The following is a 20066-nucleotide window of genomic DNA, read 5'->3' as shown; positions in this document are numbered from 1 at the left end:
GAGCGTGTTGCGTGCGCGAGGCCGCGGAGCGCTGTCTGGACTTCATCGGCGTAAGCAGCCGGATTCTCGAAGGTGGGCAGCAGGCTCTCCTCGTAAGGGATGGGTCACGAAGTAGGTGGGCCCGATGCGCCGCGGCGAAGGTCGACGTGGAGGGCGGCCTGAGCGGGTTTCGCCACATCTGTCGGACGGTTCTGCAAGTCTTCAGGTGATCGGCGGATTGCAGTCTTGCCGACAGGTCGAAGGAAGGCGATGGGGCGTGATCGGCGGGCGGCAAGCGAACTCGTGGTCCCCGTCGTTCTGGGCGCGGCATCTCGGCCGCGCGCCCTACTGGACGATCGGAGTCGTTGACCAGCACATCAGCGTCATGACGCCCACGGGACTCTCGACCGTGCACGTCGCGGAACATCAGAAGCTGACCTTCGAAACCGGATCAATCTGGGCACGGATGTCAGCACCCGAACTCGGCATCCATACTCCACTCCCAGGCCTTTCGAAGCGAGCCCTGTCGGAGTACCAGTCGTGCGTTGCAAGCCAGGTCAAGGAGTACGAGGAAGCGCTCGACCTGCAGCCGGTTCTGGACGCGCTGCTCGGTTGGTGGACCGGATTTCACGCCGCGGCTGGCGAGAGCTGGGCCAGCCGGCATTGGCTCCCGGAAGAGTTCATTGTCGAGTGGGAGTCTCAGCTCGCCCGAGTGCGCGCGAGGTACCCGCTCAGCGCGGCCCAACGCCGCCTATTGGAGGGTCGCGCCGACCTGGCGCAGCGACCGGCATTGCAGACCCTCGGCGGAGCTTGGTCCGTCCGAGCCCAGGTCGCAGCGCAGAACGACGCACTCGTGGACGTCGAGCTGATCGACGAACGAGCCTTCTTCGATCGGATCGAGAAGACGCCCCTGACCGAGGAGCAGGCTCGGGCAGTGATCTGCTTCGACAATCGAGTGCAACTCATCGCATCCGCCGGCTCAGGCAAGACGTCCACGATGGTTGCGAAGGCCGGATGGACAATCCGAAAGGGCCTTGCGAACGCTGACGAGATTCTGTTGCTCGCCTTCAACAAGTCAGCAGCTGCAGAGCTTCGCGACCGATGCGAGCAGCGGCTAGCGAACGCCAACATCTCGACTGACGGCCTGCGCGCAACGACCTTCCACGCCTTCGGCCTGAAGGTCATCGGAGAAGCAACCGGAGCGAAGCCTCGGCTTGCAGCGGGCTTGGATACGGACAACGGAGTTCCACTGCTCGCAGACGTCGTACGCGCGCTGCGACGTTCGTCTGCAGAGTTCGCGGCCAGTTGGTCGCTGTTTCAGAACGTGCTCGGCGTACCGATGACGGGCGACGCGGAACCTGAACCTGATGCCTGGGATCCGCAGAAGCGGCGGAGCGGATACAGAGACCTCAACCTTAAAGTGATGAAGAGCGCCGGCGAGCGCGCAATCGCGAACTGGCTCATCAAGTCGGGCGTTGAGTTCGACTACGAGCGTCCATACGAAGTCAACGTTGCTGACGCGCAGCACTCGCAATACCGGCCCGACTTCTTCTATCCCGCCGCTGGCGTCTATCACGAGCACTGGGCGCTGGTGTCGGGCCAACCCGAGCCACCGGGCTTCGAGGGCTACCTCCAGTCCAGTGCTTGGAAGAAGGGCCTGCACGCCGCCAATGGCACGGTGTTGATCGAGACTGCAGCACGAGACCTCGCCAACGGCAGCCTGTTCGAAAGCCTTGAGCGACAACTGCGTGCAAGCGGGATTGAACCGGACTTCGACCCCAACCGAGCGGTCCCTGGCACGCCGCTTCTGACCGACCGGGAAATGTGCAGCCTCTTCCGAACTTTCTTGGCGCATGCGAAGAGCAACCGGCTCGGCGACAGCGATCTTCGTGCCCGGGTGGCAAAGGGACGTAACGGAGCACCCGACCTCCGCGAGACACTGTTCCTTAACCTCTTCGACGAAGTCCGTCGCGAGTGGGACCGCCGCCTGCAGGAAGCCAACGAGGTCGACTTCGAGGACATGCTGAACCACGCCACGGACCTCGTCGAAGCCGGCAGGTGGACGTCACCGTATCGGGTTGTCCTCGTCGACGAGTTCCAAGACGCCAGCCACTCGCGCGCGCGACTAGCGCAGGCGCTGGTCGGTCGACCGGGTCACTTCCTGTTCGCAGTGGGAGATGACTGGCAATCGATCTACCGATTCGCGGGCTCAGACATCTCGGCCATGACGCGTTTTGAAGCCACCTTCGGTCGCGGGCACGTCTTGCGTCTTGAACGAACCTTCCGCAATTCCCAGCAGCTCAGCACCTTGGCGGGCGACTTCGTCATGAAGAACCCCAGCCAGTTGAAGAAGCGGGTGCGCTCAGAGCAGTCCTTGACAGCACCTTTGACGCTTGCGCTCGTCGACAGCGATGCAGGGGTCACGAGCGCAATCGACGAACGGCTACGCGAGCTCGCAGCCGTCGCGGCGGACGGATCGCCCAAGACAGTCAAGGTCCTCGGACGCTATCGGTACGAACAGGAGCTCCTGCCACGCACGGGCTATCCAGGCATCGACGTTTCGTTCCAGACCGTGCACTCTTCGAAGGGTCTCGAAGCAGATCACGTCATCATCCCCGGACTGAGCCGAGGCGCGTTTCCCAGCATCAAAGAAGATGACCCGTTGTTGCGACTCGCGCTCCCAGAAGGCGACGAGTTTCCCCACGCCGAGGAGCGGCGACTCTTCTATGTCGCGCTCACGCGGGCGCGAGAGACGGTCCTCCTCATCGCCAGGAACGGGCGCGAGTCTGAGTTCGTCACCGAACTGCTGGGCGACGGCGTCGTCACGTTGCTCGGCGACGTTCCGTCCGGCCAGGCGCCCGATCCCTGCCCAGTCTGCGGCAAGGGGCTCATGGTCTTGCGGCAGGGCAAGTACGGACCGTTCCTGGCCTGCAACCGATTCCCTGCATGCATGTCGAAGCGGCGGATCGCATCGTGAACGTGAGCGTCGCAAAGTCGAGAAAGAACTCAGGAGATGTCTATGTCCAAGCGTGAGGACCGCGAGCGGGCGCGAATGATGTCGATGCTGCCCGATGAGGGCGTGGTCGCCGCAGAGATCTTTGCCGCGGCGTCGAAGCTCGGCGACACCGGCGATGAAATCACTCCGGAACTCGCGACGCTCGCCAGCCAAGTCGCTGGCGCGGAGGCAGCAGGTCGCTGGCTCAAGGCAGGACACTCGATGGACGACGGCGGCATGGTCCGTCGCTTCTATGAGTACGTCGGACAGCACGTCGCCAGCGATGTCGGGTCAGGCGGCCGTCTCCACGGCACCACGATCGCCGATGACGACGACGACTCGACGAGTCGGCCGACGGACAGCCCAGGCACCTTTGCCAGGGGCATCCGCTACGAGCCCGCACTGGACTCAGACCCGACAGCCCTGATTGGCACCGCGGGGGGATTCATCGAAGGAGGTTGGGACGCGTTCCGGACTTCGCGATCCACCACGAAGGCCGAGGGGACATGGGTCCTGAATCACTATCCGGCAGAGGGAGTGCTGGCGCTGCACTTCATGGGCCGGAACTTCTCCGGATTCGCCGAGGTCTTCAAGGACGACATCGCGTCGGTCCGCGTTGCCGCGAAGGGCCTCAACATGGTGGTGGAGGTGGTCGACTGCGATGGCCAGGTGATCACGGCGGTTGGCCCAAGGAAGCGGATTCGCAGCATCTTCACGCAGCTGGGTCACAACCTCTGACGATGCCGAGCCAATCGGTCCTCATCGCCGCGTCTTTCGGTAGAACAGCTGGTCCGTCAGATTCAGGACCATCTTGTCCAGCTCTGCGAAAGTCGGTAGTGCGTCGCGCCAGTTCGCCAGTTGCGCCGCGGTCAGGCGCTCGGCCACTCTCGTCCTCAGCGCGTAGTACATGACCATGTCGGACGTGAGCGGCGGGGTCTGCTGAACGATCTGGGGACTTCTGATTACGCTGCCTGATCGGCAGCCTTGCTCATGATGAGTTCGTACTCGATGGGGGTCAATCGGCCGAGTCGGTGCTGGCGTCGTCGGCGGTGGTAGGTCCGCTCGATCCACGCGACGATCGCGAGGCGGAGCTCGTCGCGGGTCTCCCAGCGACGCCGGTTCAGCACGTTCTTCTGCAGGAGCGCGAAGAAAGACTCCATGGCGGCGTTGTCCCCGGCGGAGCCGACCTGGCCCATCGATCCGACGAGCTGGTGGCGCCACAGCGTCTGCTGCAGCTTCCGGCTTCGAAATTGCGATCCACGATCCGAATGGACCCTGCAGCCGGCCACCTCAAGCCCCTCGATCGCACGCCGAGCGACAGCGCTGTTGACCGCGTCGACGGCGATCTTGGACTCCATCCGGTCGCTGATGGAGTAGCCGACGATCCGGTTGGACCACACGTCCTTGATCGCGCAGAGGTAGAGCTTGCCTTCGAGTGTGCGGTGCTCGGTCAGGTCCGTCAGCCACAGCTGGTTCGGACCCGGGGCGGTGAAGTCGCGGCGCACCAGGTCGTCGTGGGCAGGGGTGCCGACCGGGCCGCGTTTGCGGGACTTCTTCTTCCCGAACACGCTCCACCAGCCGTTATCGGAGCAGATGCGCCACACCGTGCGCTCCGACACGACGTGGCCGGCGTCGTTGACCTCGTCGAAGAGGAACCGGTACCCGAACTCCGGGTCGTCGCGATGGGCGTCGAAGATCGCGTTGGCCAAGTAGGCCTCGGCGAGCTCTGAGTCGGTGACCGGTCGGGCCAACCACCGGTAGTACGGCGAACGCCCGAGCTCGAGCACCTGGAGGGAGACCTCGGCCGGCACACCGCTCGATGCGAGGTCTCTCACGAGCGGGTAGAACCTTTTCCCGGCAGGTTCGCCTGGGACAGGTAGGCCGCGGCCCGGCGAAGCACCTCGTTCTCCTGCTCCAGCCGCCGGATCCGGCGTCGTGCTTCACGCAGCTCGGCCGCATCGTCGCGGGTGACGCCGGGCTTGATGCCGTCATCGATGTCGGCCTGGCGCAGCCATTTCGACAACGTCACCGGGTGCACACCGAAGTCGTTCGCGATCTGCTCGAGCGTCTCGCCCGGACCACGATCCCGGGCAACTCGGACCACGTCCTCGCGGAACTCCTTGGGATACCTACCTGCCACTGGGACATCCTTCCAGCCAGGACCCTCGTCCTAGCCAAGTGGGAAGTCCCCTCTTCGTTCAGCAGACCCCACGCCGCAACTGGAGGCTCGTGATTCCTTTGTGGCGAGGGTGGCGAAGCGATCCCGCTGCTAGGGCGCAGGGCCAGGCCATGCGTCGATCCCGTGTGGCATGGTCATCTGCTGCGGCTGCGAGATGCAGGCAATGTCAACCCTGGCTCCGGGCGATGAGTGGTCGGTGCTTGTGCATGTCTGCCGCTTTGCCCGGCCTCCCGCTCACGCTGTTCGGCGAGTTGATTGAGCCGCCGGAGCTGCCCGTTTACGGCGTGCCTAGTCCTTGGCGGATCACACATCAGTCCCAGGGCTTCGACGCTCAGATCCGGATGCTGCAGTCGCAGCAGCGCGGCCTGACGCAGATTCGCCGGGCAGTCGTCTCCGAGGGCCCCTAGTGCCCGGCGCGTCCGCTCCTCTTGCTCCGCCCGCCGCTGCGAGTTGAGGGAATCGAGGGTCGCCTGACCCGTCGCGGGCCTGAGGGGACGCTCAACCGGCTCGGGCAGACGCACGCCCATGGCTTGTAGCGAGGTCCTTTCCGATTCAGCGACCAAGACATGATGACCCTTTGTCGACGACCGCGCCCGGGCGGTCACACCACCACGACGGAGCAACGCGACCAAGGCGAGCGCGCGCTCGAGCGACGGACAGACCATCCGCCACCCGCCGGGGGCAGCCGCCAGCGGTGCGACCATCATCGCTCCCTGAACCAGCGCGACGGCCAGCGGGCGACCCGATGAGCGGAACCGTGGCGGGACGCCGGCGATGCGCCGCCCATCCGGAGTTTCGAGTTCGCGCAGCAGCGCAGGTCCGACGGTGACTCGGATCGCCGTGAGCCCAGATCGGGCGCCAGGCCCGATTCGCGTAACCTCCGTCAGCCGGGCGAGACGCCGCACGCTAGCCATCGGGACAAGGCACTCTACCGCCTCGCCCTTCACGGCCGTAGCGTCGGCAGCGAACAGAACGGCGCCTGCCAGCACAGCGTAGAGAGGGTTGTCCCGAGCGTCCGGTGGCAGCCGGATCAGCGATCTCGGGCGCGTGGACACGCGCCCAAGATATCGAGTGGCGGGTGCGAACTTGGCGTGCATCGCCGGGCGCGGCATGCCAAACTAGCGCGCGTGACGGCAGCGGGCGAACAGGACGGTGATGATGGGTGGCCACACCCATTGCCAATCCACGACCCGCGCCACGGGACCTCCAACGGCTACAGCAACCTTGGTTGCCGGTGCGATGCCTGCCGGATTGCCGCGTCCGAGAGCCACGCTCGGTACATCGCCAAGGTCAGAAGCGAAGGTCGGGTCCTGAGCAAGCACGGCACCGAGACGGCCTACTCCTCCGGGTGCCGCTGCGACGTCTGCCGGCTCGCCCACAACAAGCGGAGCCGTGAGTACAAGCGCCGCCGGACCCAGGAGAGGCAGAACGGTCGTGCCGAGGTTGATCCGGGCCTCTAGTGAGCGCCCGGCTCGGCGAGGGCGTCGATCACCATCGAGACCGCATCCACCGTCGGGGTGTGCTCCCAGATTCGGAGCACCTTCCAGCCCGCCGCCAGCAGTTGAGCGTCGTTGCCGCGGTCGCGCTCGACATTGCGAGCAAGCTTCGGAGTCCAGTACGCGGTGTTGGAACCGGGAGCCCGACCGTGGTCCGGGCACGAGTGCCAGAAGCAGCCATCCACGAACACGGCGAGCCTCGCCCGCGTGAACACGATGTCCGGTCGCGGGCTGCCGCTCACATCGGTCAGGCGCATGTCCTTGCGATATCGGAGACCTCGTGCGTGCAAGGCCGACCGAAGCTCCAGCTCAGGCTTGGTGTCCCTGCGCCGGTTCGCACGCATGGCGCGGCTCGTCGCCTCCGATGCCATGCCTCCAGTATCAGCCGTCGATGACCTTCGCGATCTGTCCGGCCAGGGCGGCGGCAAGCAGTGGTGGCACCGCGGAGCCGACCATCTTGGCGACGTGTGGCTCCGACTTCGAGAGGAAGTCGAAGTCGTCCTCGAAGCTCTGCAGTCGGGCCGCCTCCCGCATCGTGATCCCTCGGTCCTCAACGGGGTGCCCGAAGCAACCTGATCCGAGGTAGTTGCAGCTCTTGGTGATCGTCTTGGCGGGCCGCTCCCAGTCCAGGCGGCCGTAGCTGTTGTAATACGCCGACTTCGTCCGCAGATGTTCAGGGAGATCGGCTGAGATCATGCCGGGCCTCATCGCCCGGAGCCGGTCGAGGACGCGATCGCCGGGGATCCGCCGCACGTGGTTCATCGGGGTGGACCCATCGCTGCGCATCGAGAGCGCGTAGCCGGAGTCCGTTGACTTGTAGTGCGCGACGCTTCGACGCCCGAGCTCCCGCTCGGTTGCGTCGGGGAGATCAGCGATCGCGTCCCTGACGGTCACTAGCGGCATCAGGCCGTTGGCGGCGCCGCCCTCGCCGGAGTGGGTGGCGCGAGGCCATTCGAAGGGCCGGACGTCCGATCGGGTCGCGACCACGAATGCACGACGACGCGCCTGAGGTACTCCATAATGTGAAGCGTTCAGCACGTTCCAGGTCACGTCGTACCCGACCCGACCGAGAGTGCGCTTGATCTCCTCGACCGTCGCGCCGCGATGGCTGGTGATCATCTGTGGCACGTTCTCGATCAGGATCACCTTTGGACGCATCATCAGGGCGAAGTCGAGGTAGTACCTGAACAGGTCGTTGCGGGGGTCGGTGCTGTCGAGCGGATTGCGGACAAAGAGGCGATCGCCGTTATGGCCGCGGATCTCATGCCGGCGGTTCTGGCTGAACCCCTCGCAAGGTGGACCTCCGACGAGGACGTCGAGCTCGCCTTCGGCATCCAGGCCACGCGGAGCGAGAAGCTCGCCCAGCTCGGATGGCGAGATGTCGCGGATGTCGCCCGGCACCAGAACAGGATGGGCACCCAACTTCTCGTGATTGTGTCGGAAGGTGTCCAGCGCGGCCGGGTCAATATCGGTGCCGAGCACGACGTCGAAGAGGCCAGTGCGCATGAACCCGTGGGAGAGTCCACCGCAGCCCGCGAACACGTCTGCGACCGTAAACCTCATGCAGTCTCCTCCATCGCCATCTCGTCCAGGTAGTCGGTGATCGCCTGCTCCATCAACCCGCTGGCTGATGGCAGCATGGGCATTCCACCAACACGCACCGACAACCAACTCCGGAAGAACTGGTGGTTCACGTAGCGGGGGGTCTCCCTCCCAGGGAAGGCGATCAGACCCGCTTGAGAGAGGCGGCTGTGGGGCTTCCCGACCTCGACGATTGCGTCGCGATAGCGATGAAGGACGTTGATGTCTTCGGGCAGTGGGCCTTGCATGCCGTAGCGACCAATGTACTGGGGGTCCCGGCCGAGCCGGTACTTCGCGTCGATCAGCAGCAGCCGCTCCCCGCCCCGGATGGAGATCACGGCGTCCGGGCGCTGATTGGTCGTCGGAAGCTGGGTGAACAGGCGGTTGAACTGGCAGGCGACCTCCCTGCCCGAGGCATCGGCGAGCAGAACCTCGGATCGGCGTCCCGGCGTGAGGACCAGGTCCGCCCCGGCGCGCTGAACCATCATCTGCGAGCGCCGGCGGACGATTGGGTAGCGATGTTCGAGGATCTCAATGACCCGCAGGAACACCCAATACTCGTAGAGAGTCGGGAGGTCCTTGAGTCCAACGGGGTGGGCGTGCTCAAGCGGCTCGAGGGCCAGGCGCAGCGCGTGCAGGGAACGGAATGCCGACTCGTACAGCGGGTCGCGCAGCCTCACCTGAAGGTTCGGCAGGTGCATCACGGTGGGAATGTGCTGCATTCGGCGCGTCCACCCGGTCGAGTCTGCGGCCAACGCGACGACTGGCTCACGCAGGTTGGCATCGAGCTTCCCGAACCACTTGGCACCGCTGGCTGCGAGGGCAGCCGCCCGCACGCGCTCCAACTCCCATTTCAGGTGCCCGTTGATCGGGCTCGCCTCATGGTCCACCAGGGTGGACACGGCGACGGTCGCTGTCGGCCTCCCTGGCGCGTATCCCCGCCGGCTGACCGGCTTCGCGCGCCGCATTCGCTCACGCGTGGTGATCGCCTGCTGGGGCTGGATCTGGCGGCGGAGGTTCGGCAGGAGCCGCTCGATCGCCGTCTGGAGGTCCGAGGAGTGGCGGCGGACCATCTGGAGCCACTCAACGTCGGCCTCTTGGTCTTTGGATTTCGTGCTCGCGAATCCAGCGGCTGCCGAACCACCGGCTGACGCGGTGAGCGAGGGGGCCAGCTTCTCGAGAGCGGCGCGGATCTCTATGAAGTCGCGACGGTAATCGAGCTTGGTCGGGAAACACTCGAGCGTGATAGTTATCGAGCCTAGGGGCGTGTCCCAGCGCCAGGAAACATCTCCGACCGCGCCACGGTATCGGATCTGGTAGTGCTGGAACCCCCGGCGGCTGAACAGCTCCCGTGCCGAGTCGGCCCGAGGCTCGGTGGTCATTGACGACGGGATAGGCCCATCGAGGTAGACCGAGACGACCGAGTCCTCCCCGAGGATCGGCTGCGGCAGGTCCAGCCGCGTCACGCCGGCTGCGGTCTGCTGGGTCTGATCCCCAACCCGGACCGATGGCTCCTGACCCGGGGTCGCCACCTCGAACCGAACGTAGGTCCGCCCGCTGTCGCCGGGCGGCGGTGCCTCCCCATGACGGACAGCGGACAGCGAGTAGGGACCCAGCCGGACCTCGATGAGCGCTGACTGGCTCACCATGCGCTGAAGTAGCCCAAGGCAGTGAACTGATCGATCATCGCGAGCAGCTTCTCGCAGCTCCGCGGGAACCTGGAGACGCTCGCCTGCGACTGGAGGGTCTCCGTAGTGGCATCGTCCGGGATCTCCTTATCGAGCAACACCGCGACGGCCCGGCGCAACGCGGCGTGGCCCGCCGGGGTCGATCCCTGCCACTTCGGCATGACGCAGCTGCGCAGGCCTATGTCGAGGATTGTGTCCGGTGAGAGGACGTCGGTGAGCCCGTGGCGTACGCCCAGCGTGAGCATGGTCAGCAGCGCGTCGCGCTGGCGGTAGCCGACAGGGCCACCGAGGACAGCGCCTACCTCTGCGAGGGCGGTGAGCAGTTGCGCGACCACATCAACCTGGTCGTCGGACGCACCCAGATCCGCGAGCGATCGCGGGCGATCCTCGAGCAGCTTCCCGACCGCACCCAGGGAGGGTACGGGGGGGATCTCAGACGCAGCCGCGGCGGGCATCGCGAACAGGTCTACGTGGTGGAGGTCGTAGACGGCGCTCCGGTCCAGGACCTTCGGGCTCAGGGTGCGGGTCGTCTCGTCGACGTTGACCGTGCCGATCAGGAACGCATTGTCGGCGATCCTGACCTCGGGGAGCGCCGTCCCGCCTGGCGCGGGCGGCAGTTGGATCGCGTCTGAGAGGGCGCGGCCTGTGGTATCCCGGCTCCAGGATTCGCCGGCGCTGAGCACCTCAGCCAAGTAGTACTCGGGCGAGGCGAGGTTCATCTCGTCCAGGCGGATGAAGTGCTTCGAGGACTGGTCGTCCTGCGCCGCCTCGAGCGCCTGGAGCACCACGCCGGGCACGAACGTCTGCGACACCTCGGAGTAGTAGCCGAGGCTGTCCTCCGAGGAGACCCAGTTCGGTTTCACCTGGACATCGTGGAAGTCGCCATTCAGCGACTCGGCGACTCGGCGGACGAGGCTGGACTTGCCGGTGCCAGACGGCCCGGCGAGGATCACCCAGCCTCGCGAGGCGAGCAGCAGGAGGTAGGTCGCGACCTCCTCGACACCGCACACATATCCAGTGGCGTTGAGGTAGTTCTTGAGCTCGACGACCTCGCTAGCCAACCCCCCGACCTCGTCAGCCTCGCTTGATGGGATCGCCGATCCCGCACCGGTCTGGACGAGCGCTAGGTGGGAGCCAGGACGTCGGAGAACGGGGACAAGACTCCCCTTCCGCTCCGGGATCGTGGACTTGATGCGATCCACTTCCTCGACGATGCCGTCGCGGCGCGCCTTCCCGACCGCAGGAGGGATCGACCGCGGGCTTAGGCCCTCAGGGAGCAGCGGTCGGATGTCGTCGCTGGTGAAGGTCTCGCGCTCAGCCGCGAGCTGCTTGATGATCTCTACGACGTCGTCAGTACTCGACACGGGTGCCTCCAGCCATGGTACGAGACTAGTGGCGTGGGGCGCGGGATCCCTGGAATGGTCTGGGCGCGCCCGCGATCGCCGCGGACAGCAGGCCCGCCCCGTGTCGATCGGCGTGCCGGAGGCCGACGCGCCTCCGCAAGCCGTCGAGCGCGGCCGCACGCCCTGACGCCTCCGCGTCTCACCTCAAAGAAGCCTGACCTCCACGTATTCGCAGAGTACGACGTCGATCCGGGTGGCAACAGCGCCGCACGCCGGCCTTGCCCGGAGGATGCAATTCAGCACCCGTTCCAGTCGGCTGGCCCGGCGGTGGCGGTAGGTGACCTACACGGGTTTCTCCTCAGAGTCCGGGCGTGGGCCGAGCGGGTCCGGTTGTGCAGCGGAGCGGAGGGTGACGAAGTCAGCGGTGTTGTCCGCTCCAGGCTCTGCTCCACGATTGGCTGCCTCCCATTCGCGTGTGTGAATAGCGTTCTGGACGGCGGCGGCGACGAGGTCGGCGAGGTTGTAGGGCCCTGGGGGATTTGGTCCAGGGCGCACCAAAGCCAGCGCTCCGCGGCCGCTGAGCCAACTCGCGAAGCCGAGGAGTGAGGCCGGAGCGGCTCGGACCTCATCGGCGAGATCCCGGGCGCGAGCTGACCGAGGGGTGTGCCCGCACCACGAGCGGCGTGCATGCCGTCGCCGCTGTCGGTGCCGGCTGCTGGAATGCAGGCATGCTGCAGACGCCACCCGCTGTCGCCGTTCGCCTGCGCCGGCTCTGGGCCGGGGAGATCGTAACCTCCAGCGAGCTCGCGGCCAGCGAGCTAGGTGATGCCTGGCAGGAACTCGACCTCGAGCGCATGGACTCGAGCCTGCTCGTCGTCGGTCCTCGGGTCCATCGCGACGTCCTTCGTGGCCCGCTCGGCGAGTTGCTGGCCCGACGAGCACGCGAGGTCACCGCCGGCGCGATCACGACGGTCGGATGGCGCACCAGTAGCCGGTTCACTGCGAAGCGACGGCACCGGACCTCCGATGTCGACGTCTTCGACGTCCAGGACCCGCTGCTCGACATGTACCCATCGATCCTGGGTGACCTGCGCACGGTGATTCCGGTCGGTACCTCTCCCGAGGTCCGGTGCGCGCTAGGTTCCTTGAGGATGGTCGGCGCCTCACGGCACCGGCTGTGGTTCGCTGCATGCACCGCCGCCGATCGCGACGCCCTGCGCACCGTCCCGGGAGCGAGGGCGGCCCTCTTCGACACCGTGGTGACCTACCAGGGTGCCAAGCGCCCGCTCCACCACCAGCTGGTCGACCCGTCCTACCGAGCGAAGCACCAGCTACTCGTCCCGTGATGTTCGAGAGGACCACCACATGACCCAGCTGTCGATCCCGGGAACCGAGCCTGTGGGTCTCGGTGGCGCGCCCAGTGAGACCCCTGCGGCGCGGCGCACATCGGTCGACCGGATCATCGACACCCTCTTGCGCGAGATGTCGCCATCCGAGGTGATCGGGCAACTCGTCGCGCTGCGTCCGCACGCGGTCTTCAACGCGCTGCTGGCAATCGTCCAACTTCCCCACGCGACCATGCTGCGGACCGAGGCGCGCTGGGACGCCGAGTGGGGTCGTCAGGTCCGGCCGGGCCAGCACCCGATCGTGCTGCTGGCGCCCTTCGGGCCGGTCGAGCTCTATTTCGACGTGTCCCAGACCGAGCCGGGAAACCGTGCGCGGCCGCTGCCGGTCGCGTACGAGAGCATGTTCACGATGACCGATGCTCCGCAGGCCCAGCAGCTTCAAGAGCGAATCATCGAGGACGCGAAGAAGTACGGCGTCCGCGTGGTCCACTCCCAGGTCGGCACCCCACTCGCCGGCCGGATCCGGGCGGTCAACGGCAACGGCGCCCAGCTGTACCAAGGCCATGACTGTCCGATTCGCTGGGTCATCACCCTCGCCGCATCACACTCACCCACCGAGCAGCTCGCCACGCTGACCCACGAGCTCGGTCATCTCTTCTGTGGACACCTCGGCGCGAGTGAGAAGGACAAGTGGTCTCAGCGCCACGAGGTGGATCCGGCGACCAAGGAGTTCGAGGCCGAGTCGGTCACCCAGCTCGTCCTCGGCCGCCTCGCTCCAGCGACCGCGTTGCCCGCGTACAGCGGTCGAGTGCTCAATGGCGCGGCGACCGCCACACGCGCCGACTGGGTCCATATCGCCCAAGCGGCCGATCGGGTATTGAAGCCGTTCCACAAACTATCCGCCGGTTGAGGACTACATCACCCGCCACCGCTCGGCGCTGGGGACCTGTCGGCAAGGTAAGCAATCTCCTCCTGGTGTCCACAACACCCTGATCCGTGATCTTCGGTGGGAACCGCCCACTTGTGTCGGGATCTCCGGACAGGATGGCCTCATGATCAAGCACGGCGACATCATTGTCTGGAGTCCGTCCGACCTGACCGCAGCGGCGGCGTGTGAGTACAGCTTCTTGCGGACGCTTGATCGCAAGCTTGGGCGTCTGGCCGAGGCGCCGGCGGACGAGGATCCATTGCTCGCCCAGATCGCCAAGCTCGGAAACGCACACGAGGAGCGGGTGCTGCGCGCCAACCAAGCTGAGTTCGGTGAGGCGCGTACAGGTGGGGGAGTCGTCGTCCTCGGTCGTGCGCCCTCGGCGCGGCCCGAGGACCTCGCCGCTACTGCCGAGCAGACCCGTGCTGCCTTTGCGGCAGGCCCGGACCTGGTCTTCCAGGCCGGGTTCTTCGACGGCGAGTTCCACGGGTATGCCGACTTCATCCGCTGCACTCCGGACGGCTGGGTGGTCGCGGATACCAAGATCGCACGGTCGGCCAAGACTTCCGCCCTGCTGCAGATCGCGGCCTACGCAGACCAGATCGAGGCGTGGGGGCTTCCCGTGGCGCCGTATGCGGAGCTCATCTTGGGGACCGGCGAGACTCAGACGTTCCCTCTCGCCGACATCGTCCCTGTCTTCCGTGAACGGCGAGAGCGCCTGCGCGCCCTGATCGCAGACCGCCTTGCGGTGCAGGAGATCGCTGTCTGGGACCAGCCGGGTGTGACGGCGTGTGGCTCCTGCGCCGATTGCCAGGCGGCTGCCGAGGCGACCGACGACCTGATCCTCGTCGCTGGCCTCCGGATGATGCAGCGGCGCAAGCTGAAGGACGGGGGCATCCACACGATCCCCGACCTAGTGGCTGCCGAGACCGCGCCCGCGGGGATGGCCCAGAAGACCTTCGAGACGCTGCGGGCGCAGGCCACGCTGCAATGGGCGCAGGTCACCTCCGAGCGTGCCGGGGAGTCGGAGGTCACCTTCGAGGTGTTCAATCAGGGTCCACTGCGCGCCATGCCGGCACCCTCGGAAGGTGATCTGTTCTTCGACTTCGAGGGTGACCCAATGTTCAGCACCGACGATGGACGCTGGGGGCTGGAGTATCTGTGGGGGGTCTTGCGCGCCCGTCGCCGCGACGGTGCGCTCGGCGAGTTCTGGCCGCTGTGGGCCGACGACCGGGCCTCCGAGCTTGACCAGCTGGTCGCGTTCCTCGACGAGGTCGCGGCCGTGCGCGCACAGCACCCAAACATGCACGTCTACCATTACGCGCCGTACGAAATCACGGCACTCAAGCGGCTAGTCGCGGAGCACAAGACCCGCGAGTCCGAGCTCGACGACCTGCTCCGCCACGGCGTCTTCGTCGACCTCTACGCCGTGGTCCGGGCCTCCATCCGGGTCTCGCAGCCGTCCTACAGCATCAAGAAGCTCGAGCCGCTGTACATGTCCCGCGAGCGCGCTGGTGACGTGACCAAGGGTGACGACTCGATCGCCCAGTACCATCTCTACCGCGATCTCGTGGCCGAGCCGGACGACGCTTGCCAGGACAAGGCCAACAAGCTGAAGGCATCGCTTCTCGAGTACAACCACTACGACTGCGAGTCCACGCTCGAGCTGCGGGACTGGCTGCTAAGCCGTCTGAGCGACCTGCCTGAGCCCGAAGGAGACGAGGTCGAGGAGGTCGAGGGTCAAATCCCGAAGGAGGAGGATCCGGCGCTGGTCGATCTCCGCGCTGCACTGCTGGCCCGCTCGGGCCCTGCCCTTCGTGCGGAGCGGAGCGTCGAAGAACAGACCTGGGCGATGTTGGAGGGTGCGCTCGGCTACCACCAGCGCGAGGACCGGCCCTACTGGTGGGGCCACTTCGACCGGCTCTTGACTTCCGCGGACGAGTGGGCGGACACCAAGGACGTGATCCAGTTCGACGAGGTCTCCGTCCTCGCGCCCTGGACGGAAAAGGTCGGCAACAAGCTGCCACGCCGAACCCTGTCGATCCGTGGCCGTACCGGCCCAGGCAGCACTCTCCGGCCGCCGGAAACGGTCGGTCTTCTCTACGACCTCCCCACACCCGCCGGCCTAGCGGTACCGGTGCGCGGTCTGCGCGGGGCCATCCCGGGGTTGGAGCTCACCGAGCTCGAGACGCTGGGGGACGGCAGTGTCCAGGCCACCGTCGTGGAAAGACTGAAGAAGGGACAGGACCCGTTCGACCGGCTCCCGATGGCGGCCGTGCCGAAGGCGCCGCCCGGCGCCGCGAGCATCGTGGCAGCGATCCGCACGATCGCCGAACGCTGCCAGGCAGCTGACTCGCTGCCCGCCGAACCCGCGGTCGACATCCTGGCGCGACGGGCTCCACGCATGGTCTCGCTCGAAGGTCTGCCGCACTCCGGCATCGACGAGCGAGAGCAGGACCTGGTCAGCGCCTTGCTGGACCTGGACCGTTCCTACCTTGCGGTTCAGGGACCTCCCGGCACCGGGAAGACCTACCTGGGCTCGCGGGTGATCCGCGACCTCGTCATCGACCACGGCTGGAGGATCGGGGTGGTCGGCCAGTCCCACGCAGTCGTCGAGAACATGCTCGACGCGATGGTCAAGGCGGGCCTGGATCCGGCACTTGTCGCCAAGCCCAACAAGAGGTCCCAAGCGCCGCAGTCCACGTGGCGTGGGCTAAAGGACAACAACGAGCTCGCCAGCTTCCGCGACGAACACGCCGCGGGGCACGTCATCGGCGGCACCGCCTGGACCTTCACCGGTTCCGGGGTTGAACCGGACAGTCTCGACCTCCTGGTCATCGACGAGGCCGGCCAGTTCTCCCTGGCGGTCACGGTTGCAGTCTCGATCGCGGCACAGCGTTTGCTCCTGCTCGGCGACCCGCAGCAACTGCCTCAGGTGAGCCAGGGATTCCACGGCGAACCGGTCGACGAGTCGGCACTGTCGTGGGTGATAGGCGACCACGCCACCATGCCGACCCACCTCGGCTACTTCCTCGAGACGTCGTACCGGATGCACCCGGAGGTGTGCAGGGTCGTCTCGCGGCTCTCGTACGACGGCGAGCTCGTCAGCGCCCCCGCTGCAGAGAAGCGCGTGCTGGCCGGCGTCGAGCCGGGACTCGAGGTGGTGCGTCTCGCGCACACGGAGCGGAGCGTCTCCAGCCCCGAGGAGGCCGCGGAGGTGGTCCGTCAGGTGCAGCGACTCCTCGGGACGGCCTGGCGCAACCCCGACGAGCAACCCGAGGAACGGCCGCTGGGCCAGAACGACTTCCTCGTGGTGGCGCCGTACAACGCCCAACGACAACTCATCGGCGATGCCCTCGACGACGCAGGACTGGATCAGGTGCGCGTGGGCACCGTCGACAAGTTCCAGGGGCAGGAAGCACCGGTGGTCCTGGTCTCCATGACGGCTTCGTCGGCCGACGACGTCCCCCGCGGACTGGAGTTCCTGCTCAACCGCAACCGGGTCAATGTCGCGATCTCCCGGGCTCAGTGGCTCGCGGTGCTGATCCGCTCTGAGCGGCTGACCGCGCACATGCCAAGGACGCCGGAACGGTTGCTAGAACTCGGCGGCTTCGTCGGCCTGTGCGGAGGTTGACGGCTGCCGGCCACGTTGCTGCCCGAGTTGCCTGTTGATCTGTCGTGGTCGTGCGCGGCGAGCTCCTTGAGCTTGACGCGCACGGCCGATCGATGATCGGGCGGACCCCTTCGTGATCCTCGATCGGCTGGTAGCCGTACTTGGCTGCGCGGGTGTCGAGGTCCATATACGAATCTGGGCCTGCACTAGGTCATGGTCGTCTAGGTGTAGTTCCCACACAGGTTGCGAACGGCGGGCCGTGGACGAATAGCGAGGACCTCCAGTACGGAGGGGGTTACCACACCAACCCTCAACTGGAGGTCCTCGTGACTCACGCTAACGCCCCGCTCACTCCCGAAGGGCGTCGCCGCTTGGCCGTCTTGGTCGTCGATGGCCGCTGGTCGATCCGTCGTGCCGCGGAGCGGTTCCAGTTTTCGCCGGCCACAGCGGCGAAGTGGGCGCGTCGCTACCGAAACGGTGGCGGCTGTAGGCGTCGCGGATCGAGTCCCAGACGACCTCGCGGTCGGGCGGTGTGGTGGGCAGGTCGACGCGCGCTGTCGGCAGCTCTGAGCTCATCGGCAGGAAGACCAGCGACTCCTCGGGCTTGAAGCCGAGCAGGTGCGGGATGACCGCGATCAGCTCATCGGGGGAGCGAACGGAGAGTGTCATAGCACCTAGGTGTGACCGCCCGACCGCTGCCCCTCGGCCCGACTCTGGGGCCGCACTGGGGCCGCAGAACAACGAAAACCGGCCCCTGACGCTGGAAGACGCCGAAAGACGTTTTACCAGGTCAGAGGCCGTTTTCGATCACTACTGACAGAGGGCGAAAACCCTCAAATCAGATGTCGTAGTAGAGCTCGAACTCGTGCGGGTGCGGGCGCATCTGCACGGGCATGATCTCGTTCTGGCGCTTGTAGTCGATCCAGGTCTCGATCAGGTCGGGCGTGAACACGTTGCCGGCCGTCAGGAACTCGTGGTCGGCCTCGAGGGAGTCGAGGACGGCGTTGAGCGAGGTCGGGACCTGGTCGATGTCGGCCATCTCGTCCGGCGGCAGCTCGTAGATGTCCTTGTCGATGGGCGACGGCGGCTCCATCTTGTTCTTGATGCCGTCGAGGCCGGCCAGCAGCAGCGCCGAGAAGGCGAGGTAGGGGTTGGCCGACGGGTCGGGGCAGCGGAACTCGATGCGCTTGGCCTTGGGGTTGGACCCCGTGATCGGGATGCGCACGCAGGCCGAGCGGTTGCGCTGGGAGTAGACCAGCGAGATCGGGGCCTCGAAGCCGGGCACCAGGCGGTGGTAGGAGTTCACCGTGGGGTTGGTGAAGGCCAGCAGCGAGGGCGCGTGCTTGAGGATGCCGCCGATGTAGTGGCGGGCCATGTCGGAGAGGCCGCCGTAGCCGGTCTCGTCGTAGAACAGGGGCGAGCCCTCGTTCCAGATCGACTGGTGCACGTGCATGCCCGAGCCGTTGTCGCCGAAGATCGGCTTGGGCATGAAGGTCGCGGTCTTGCCGTTGCGCCAAGCCGTGTTCTTGATGATGTACTTGAACTTCATCACGTCGTCGGCGGCCTTGAGCAGCTCGTCGAACTTGTAGTTGATCTCGGCCTGGCCGGCGGTGCCGACCTCGTGGTGGGCGCGCTCGACCTGCAGGCCCGACTTCTCCAGCTCGATGACCATCTCGTCGCGCAGCTCGCCGAAGTGGTCGGTGGGGGCCACGGGGAAGTAGCCGCCCTTGTACTTCACCTTGTAGCCGCGGTTGTCGTTCTCGAACGAGTCACCGGTGTTCCAGGCGCCGGCCGAGGAGTTGATCTCGTAGTAGCCGGCGTTCTGCTTGGTCTCGAAGCGCACGTTGTCGAAGACGTAGAACTCCGCCTCGGGGGCGAAGAACGCCGTGTCGCCGATGCCGGTCGTCTGCAGGTAGGCCATCGCCTTGCGCGCGATGTTGCGCGGGTCGCGGGAGTAGGCCTCGCCGGTGAGCGGGTCGTGGATGAAGAAGTTCACGACCAGGGTCTTGGAGGACCGGAAGGGGTCGATGTAGGCCGTGGTCGGGTCCGGGAACAGCGACATGTCGGACTCGTGGATGGCCTGGAAGCCGCGGATCGAGGAGCCGTCGAAGGACAGGCCGTCCTCGAAGACGGACTGGTCGAACGACGACACCGGCACGGTGAAGTGCTGCATGACACCGGGCAGGTCGCAGAAGCGCACGTCGACCATCTCGACGCGCTCGTCCTTGACATAGGCGAGCAGCTCGTCGCTGTTCTGGAACATTCGTCCTCCTTGGCTGTCCATCTCGTGGGGCAGCCGGCGGTCTGGGAGTGGACAGCCCGGTGCGACGTTGCGCCGGACGGATGCGGCCCACCCTAGGGAGATAGGCGTTTCCTGACCGTATCGGTTGTGTGTCGTGCATGTAACAGCAGGCACGCCCAGTGGTCAGGCTCCGGCGGTGCTGCAGTAGCCGCTGGCTAGCCTGGGGGAGTGACCAGCGCCGCCACCGGACCCGCCCCCGCCGTCGACACCGCGACCTGGCCGCGGCGGATGCTCGCGCTGCTGGTCGACTGGGCCGCCTCCACCCTGGTCGTCGTGCTCCTCGTCGGCTTCGAGGACTACTTCGAGGTCGGCAGCAACCTGCAGTCGTGGACCCTGCTGGTCTACGTCGTCGAGGCCACCGTGCTGACCGCCACCGTCGGCGGCTCCTTCGGCCAGGTCGCCACCCGGCTGCGCGTGGTCTCCCTGCCGTACGGCGCACCCGTGCCCCTGCTGCGCAGCCTGGTGCGCCACGTGATGGTCATCCTCGTCATCCCGCCGCTGGTCTTCCGCCCCGACGGGCGCGGCCTGCACGACGTCGTCGCGGGCTCGGCCACCATCACCCTGCAGACCTACCGCGGGATGCTCGCGCGCTGAGCCCGGATCGTGACCTCCGGGG

General features: G+C 66.4%; 14 protein-coding genes and 2 pseudogenes. 7 read left to right on the top strand and 9 right to left on the bottom strand.

The window, feature by feature from the left end; all coding sequences use genetic code 11:
- Window positions 1–124 precede the first annotated feature (124 nt).
- Both M3673_RS01040 and M3673_RS01035 read left to right on the top strand, forming a co-directional pair.
- The gene (locus M3673_RS01040) at window positions 125–2956 is read left to right on the top strand and encodes a UvrD-helicase domain-containing protein (protein ID WP_251530913.1); all 2832 of its coding nucleotides are present in this window, start codon (window positions 125–127) and stop codon (window positions 2954–2956) included.
- A gap of 42 nt (window positions 2957–2998) precedes the next feature.
- Window positions 2999–3712 carry a hypothetical protein gene (locus tag M3673_RS01035; RefSeq protein WP_251530911.1) on the top strand — a complete coding sequence of 238 codons (714 nt, stop codon included), beginning with the start codon at window positions 2999–3001 and terminating at the stop codon, window positions 3710–3712.
- A gap of 21 nt (window positions 3713–3733) precedes the next feature.
- Here M3673_RS01035 and M3673_RS18985 read toward each other — a convergent pair whose 3' ends face one another.
- The 7 genes from M3673_RS18985 to M3673_RS01010 all read right to left on the bottom strand — a co-directional run bounded on the left by M3673_RS18985 (window position 3734) and on the right by M3673_RS01010 (window position 11282).
- Window positions 3734–3859: a hypothetical protein gene (locus M3673_RS18985; RefSeq protein WP_285838959.1), complete on the bottom strand. Its 126-nt coding sequence runs from the start codon at window positions 3857–3859 to the stop codon at window positions 3734–3736.
- A 77-nt stretch (window positions 3860–3936) separates the two neighbouring features.
- A protein-coding gene (locus M3673_RS01030; RefSeq protein ID WP_251530909.1) for an IS3 family transposase occupies window positions 3937–5114 on the bottom strand; the annotation gives its coding sequence in 2 pieces (ribosomal slippage) (window positions 3937–4827 and window positions 4830–5114; 1176 coding nt in all).
- A gap of 173 nt (window positions 5115–5287) precedes the next feature.
- Window positions 5288–5680: a DNA-binding protein WhiA gene (gene whiA / locus M3673_RS19795; protein WP_374108183.1), complete on the bottom strand. Its 393-nt coding sequence runs from the start codon at window positions 5678–5680 to the stop codon at window positions 5288–5290.
- 929 nt (window positions 5681–6609) lie between these two features.
- A complete protein-coding gene (locus tag M3673_RS01025) occupies window positions 6610–7020 on the bottom strand; it encodes a very short patch repair endonuclease (protein WP_251530907.1) in 411 nt (136 codons plus the stop codon).
- Between the two features lie 10 nt (window positions 7021–7030).
- Window positions 7031–8212, bottom strand: a complete 1182-nt coding sequence (locus M3673_RS01020) for a DNA cytosine methyltransferase (protein WP_251530905.1) — start codon at window positions 8210–8212, stop codon at window positions 7031–7033.
- Complete coding sequence (locus M3673_RS01015) at window positions 8209–9879, bottom strand: DUF2357 domain-containing protein (RefSeq protein WP_251530903.1); 1671 nt, start codon at window positions 9877–9879, stop codon at window positions 8209–8211. Before M3673_RS01015 ends, M3673_RS01020 begins: the two co-directional genes overlap by 4 nt.
- Window positions 9873–11282: an AAA family ATPase gene (locus tag M3673_RS01010; protein ID WP_251530901.1), complete on the bottom strand. Its 1410-nt coding sequence runs from the start codon at window positions 11280–11282 to the stop codon at window positions 9873–9875. Before M3673_RS01010 ends, M3673_RS01015 begins: the two co-directional genes overlap by 7 nt.
- Window positions 11283–11989: 707 nt before the next feature.
- Between M3673_RS01010 and M3673_RS01005 the strand changes: the two genes are divergently transcribed.
- From M3673_RS01005 to M3673_RS00990, 4 genes and pseudogenes are all read left to right on the top strand, one after another.
- Window positions 11990–12607 (top strand): hypothetical protein, encoded by a 618-nt coding sequence (locus tag M3673_RS01005; RefSeq protein WP_251530899.1) that lies wholly within the window; start codon window positions 11990–11992, stop codon window positions 12605–12607.
- A gap of 19 nt (window positions 12608–12626) precedes the next feature.
- A complete protein-coding gene (locus tag M3673_RS01000) occupies window positions 12627–13517 on the top strand; it encodes an ImmA/IrrE family metallo-endopeptidase (RefSeq protein ID WP_251530897.1) in 891 nt (296 codons plus the stop codon).
- A 142-nt stretch (window positions 13518–13659) separates the two neighbouring features.
- Window positions 13660–17169: a bifunctional RecB family nuclease/DEAD/DEAH box helicase gene (locus M3673_RS00995; RefSeq protein ID WP_251530895.1), complete on the top strand. Its 3510-nt coding sequence runs from the start codon at window positions 13660–13662 to the stop codon at window positions 17167–17169.
- A 305-nt stretch (window positions 17170–17474) separates the two neighbouring features.
- A pseudogene (locus tag M3673_RS00990) lies at window positions 17475–17675 on the top strand (helix-turn-helix domain-containing protein); the annotation flags it as partial.
- Between the two features lie 10 nt (window positions 17676–17685).
- Here the strand turns inward: M3673_RS00990 and M3673_RS00985 are convergent.
- Together M3673_RS00985 and glnA are read right to left on the bottom strand one after the other, a co-directional pair.
- Window positions 17686–17817 (bottom strand): annotated as a pseudogene (locus M3673_RS00985) (DUF4192 family protein); the annotation flags it as partial.
- A 169-nt stretch (window positions 17818–17986) separates the two neighbouring features.
- The gene (glnA, locus tag M3673_RS00980; RefSeq protein WP_251530893.1) at window positions 17987–19411 is read right to left on the bottom strand and encodes a type I glutamate--ammonia ligase; all 1425 of its coding nucleotides are present in this window, start codon (window positions 19409–19411) and stop codon (window positions 17987–17989) included.
- 207 nt (window positions 19412–19618) lie between these two features.
- On the opposite strand from glnA, the gene M3673_RS00975 reads away from it, so the two are divergent.
- Complete coding sequence (locus tag M3673_RS00975) at window positions 19619–20044, top strand: RDD family protein (RefSeq protein ID WP_251530891.1); 426 nt, start codon at window positions 19619–19621, stop codon at window positions 20042–20044.
- The last annotated feature ends 22 nt before the right edge of the window (window positions 20045–20066 follow it).

Origin of the sequence: Nocardioides sp. P86, from assembly GCF_023712465.1 — a bacterium.
In the GTDB taxonomy this organism is placed as follows: Bacteria; Actinomycetota; Actinomycetes; order Propionibacteriales; family Nocardioidaceae; genus Nocardioides; species Nocardioides kribbensis.
This window is presented reverse-complemented; position numbering and strand designations above follow the sequence as displayed.

Excerpts from the sequence above, each read along its gene's own strand:
- M3673_RS01040 (WP_251530913.1), top strand. The coding sequence starts at position 125 with ATGCGCCGCGGCGAAGGTCGACGTGGAGGGCGGCCTGAGCGGGTTTCG.
- M3673_RS01035 (WP_251530911.1), top strand. The coding sequence starts at position 2,999 with ATGTCCAAGCGTGAGGACCGCGAGCGGGCGCGAATGATGTCGATGCTG.
- whiA (WP_374108183.1), bottom strand. The coding sequence starts at position 5,680 with ATGGGCGTGCGTCTGCCCGAGCCGGTTGAGCGTCCCCTCAGGCCCGCG.
- M3673_RS01025 (WP_251530907.1), bottom strand. The coding sequence starts at position 7,020 with ATGGCATCGGAGGCGACGAGCCGCGCCATGCGTGCGAACCGGCGCAGG.
- M3673_RS01020 (WP_251530905.1), bottom strand. The coding sequence starts at position 8,212 with ATGAGGTTTACGGTCGCAGACGTGTTCGCGGGCTGCGGTGGACTCTCC.
- M3673_RS01015 (WP_251530903.1), bottom strand. The coding sequence starts at position 9,879 with ATGGTGAGCCAGTCAGCGCTCATCGAGGTCCGGCTGGGTCCCTACTCG.
- M3673_RS01005 (WP_251530899.1), top strand. The coding sequence starts at position 11,990 with ATGCTGCAGACGCCACCCGCTGTCGCCGTTCGCCTGCGCCGGCTCTGG.
- M3673_RS01000 (WP_251530897.1), top strand. The coding sequence starts at position 12,627 with ATGACCCAGCTGTCGATCCCGGGAACCGAGCCTGTGGGTCTCGGTGGC.
- M3673_RS00995 (WP_251530895.1), top strand. The coding sequence starts at position 13,660 with ATGATCAAGCACGGCGACATCATTGTCTGGAGTCCGTCCGACCTGACC.
- glnA (WP_251530893.1), bottom strand. The coding sequence starts at position 19,411 with ATGTTCCAGAACAGCGACGAGCTGCTCGCCTATGTCAAGGACGAGCGC.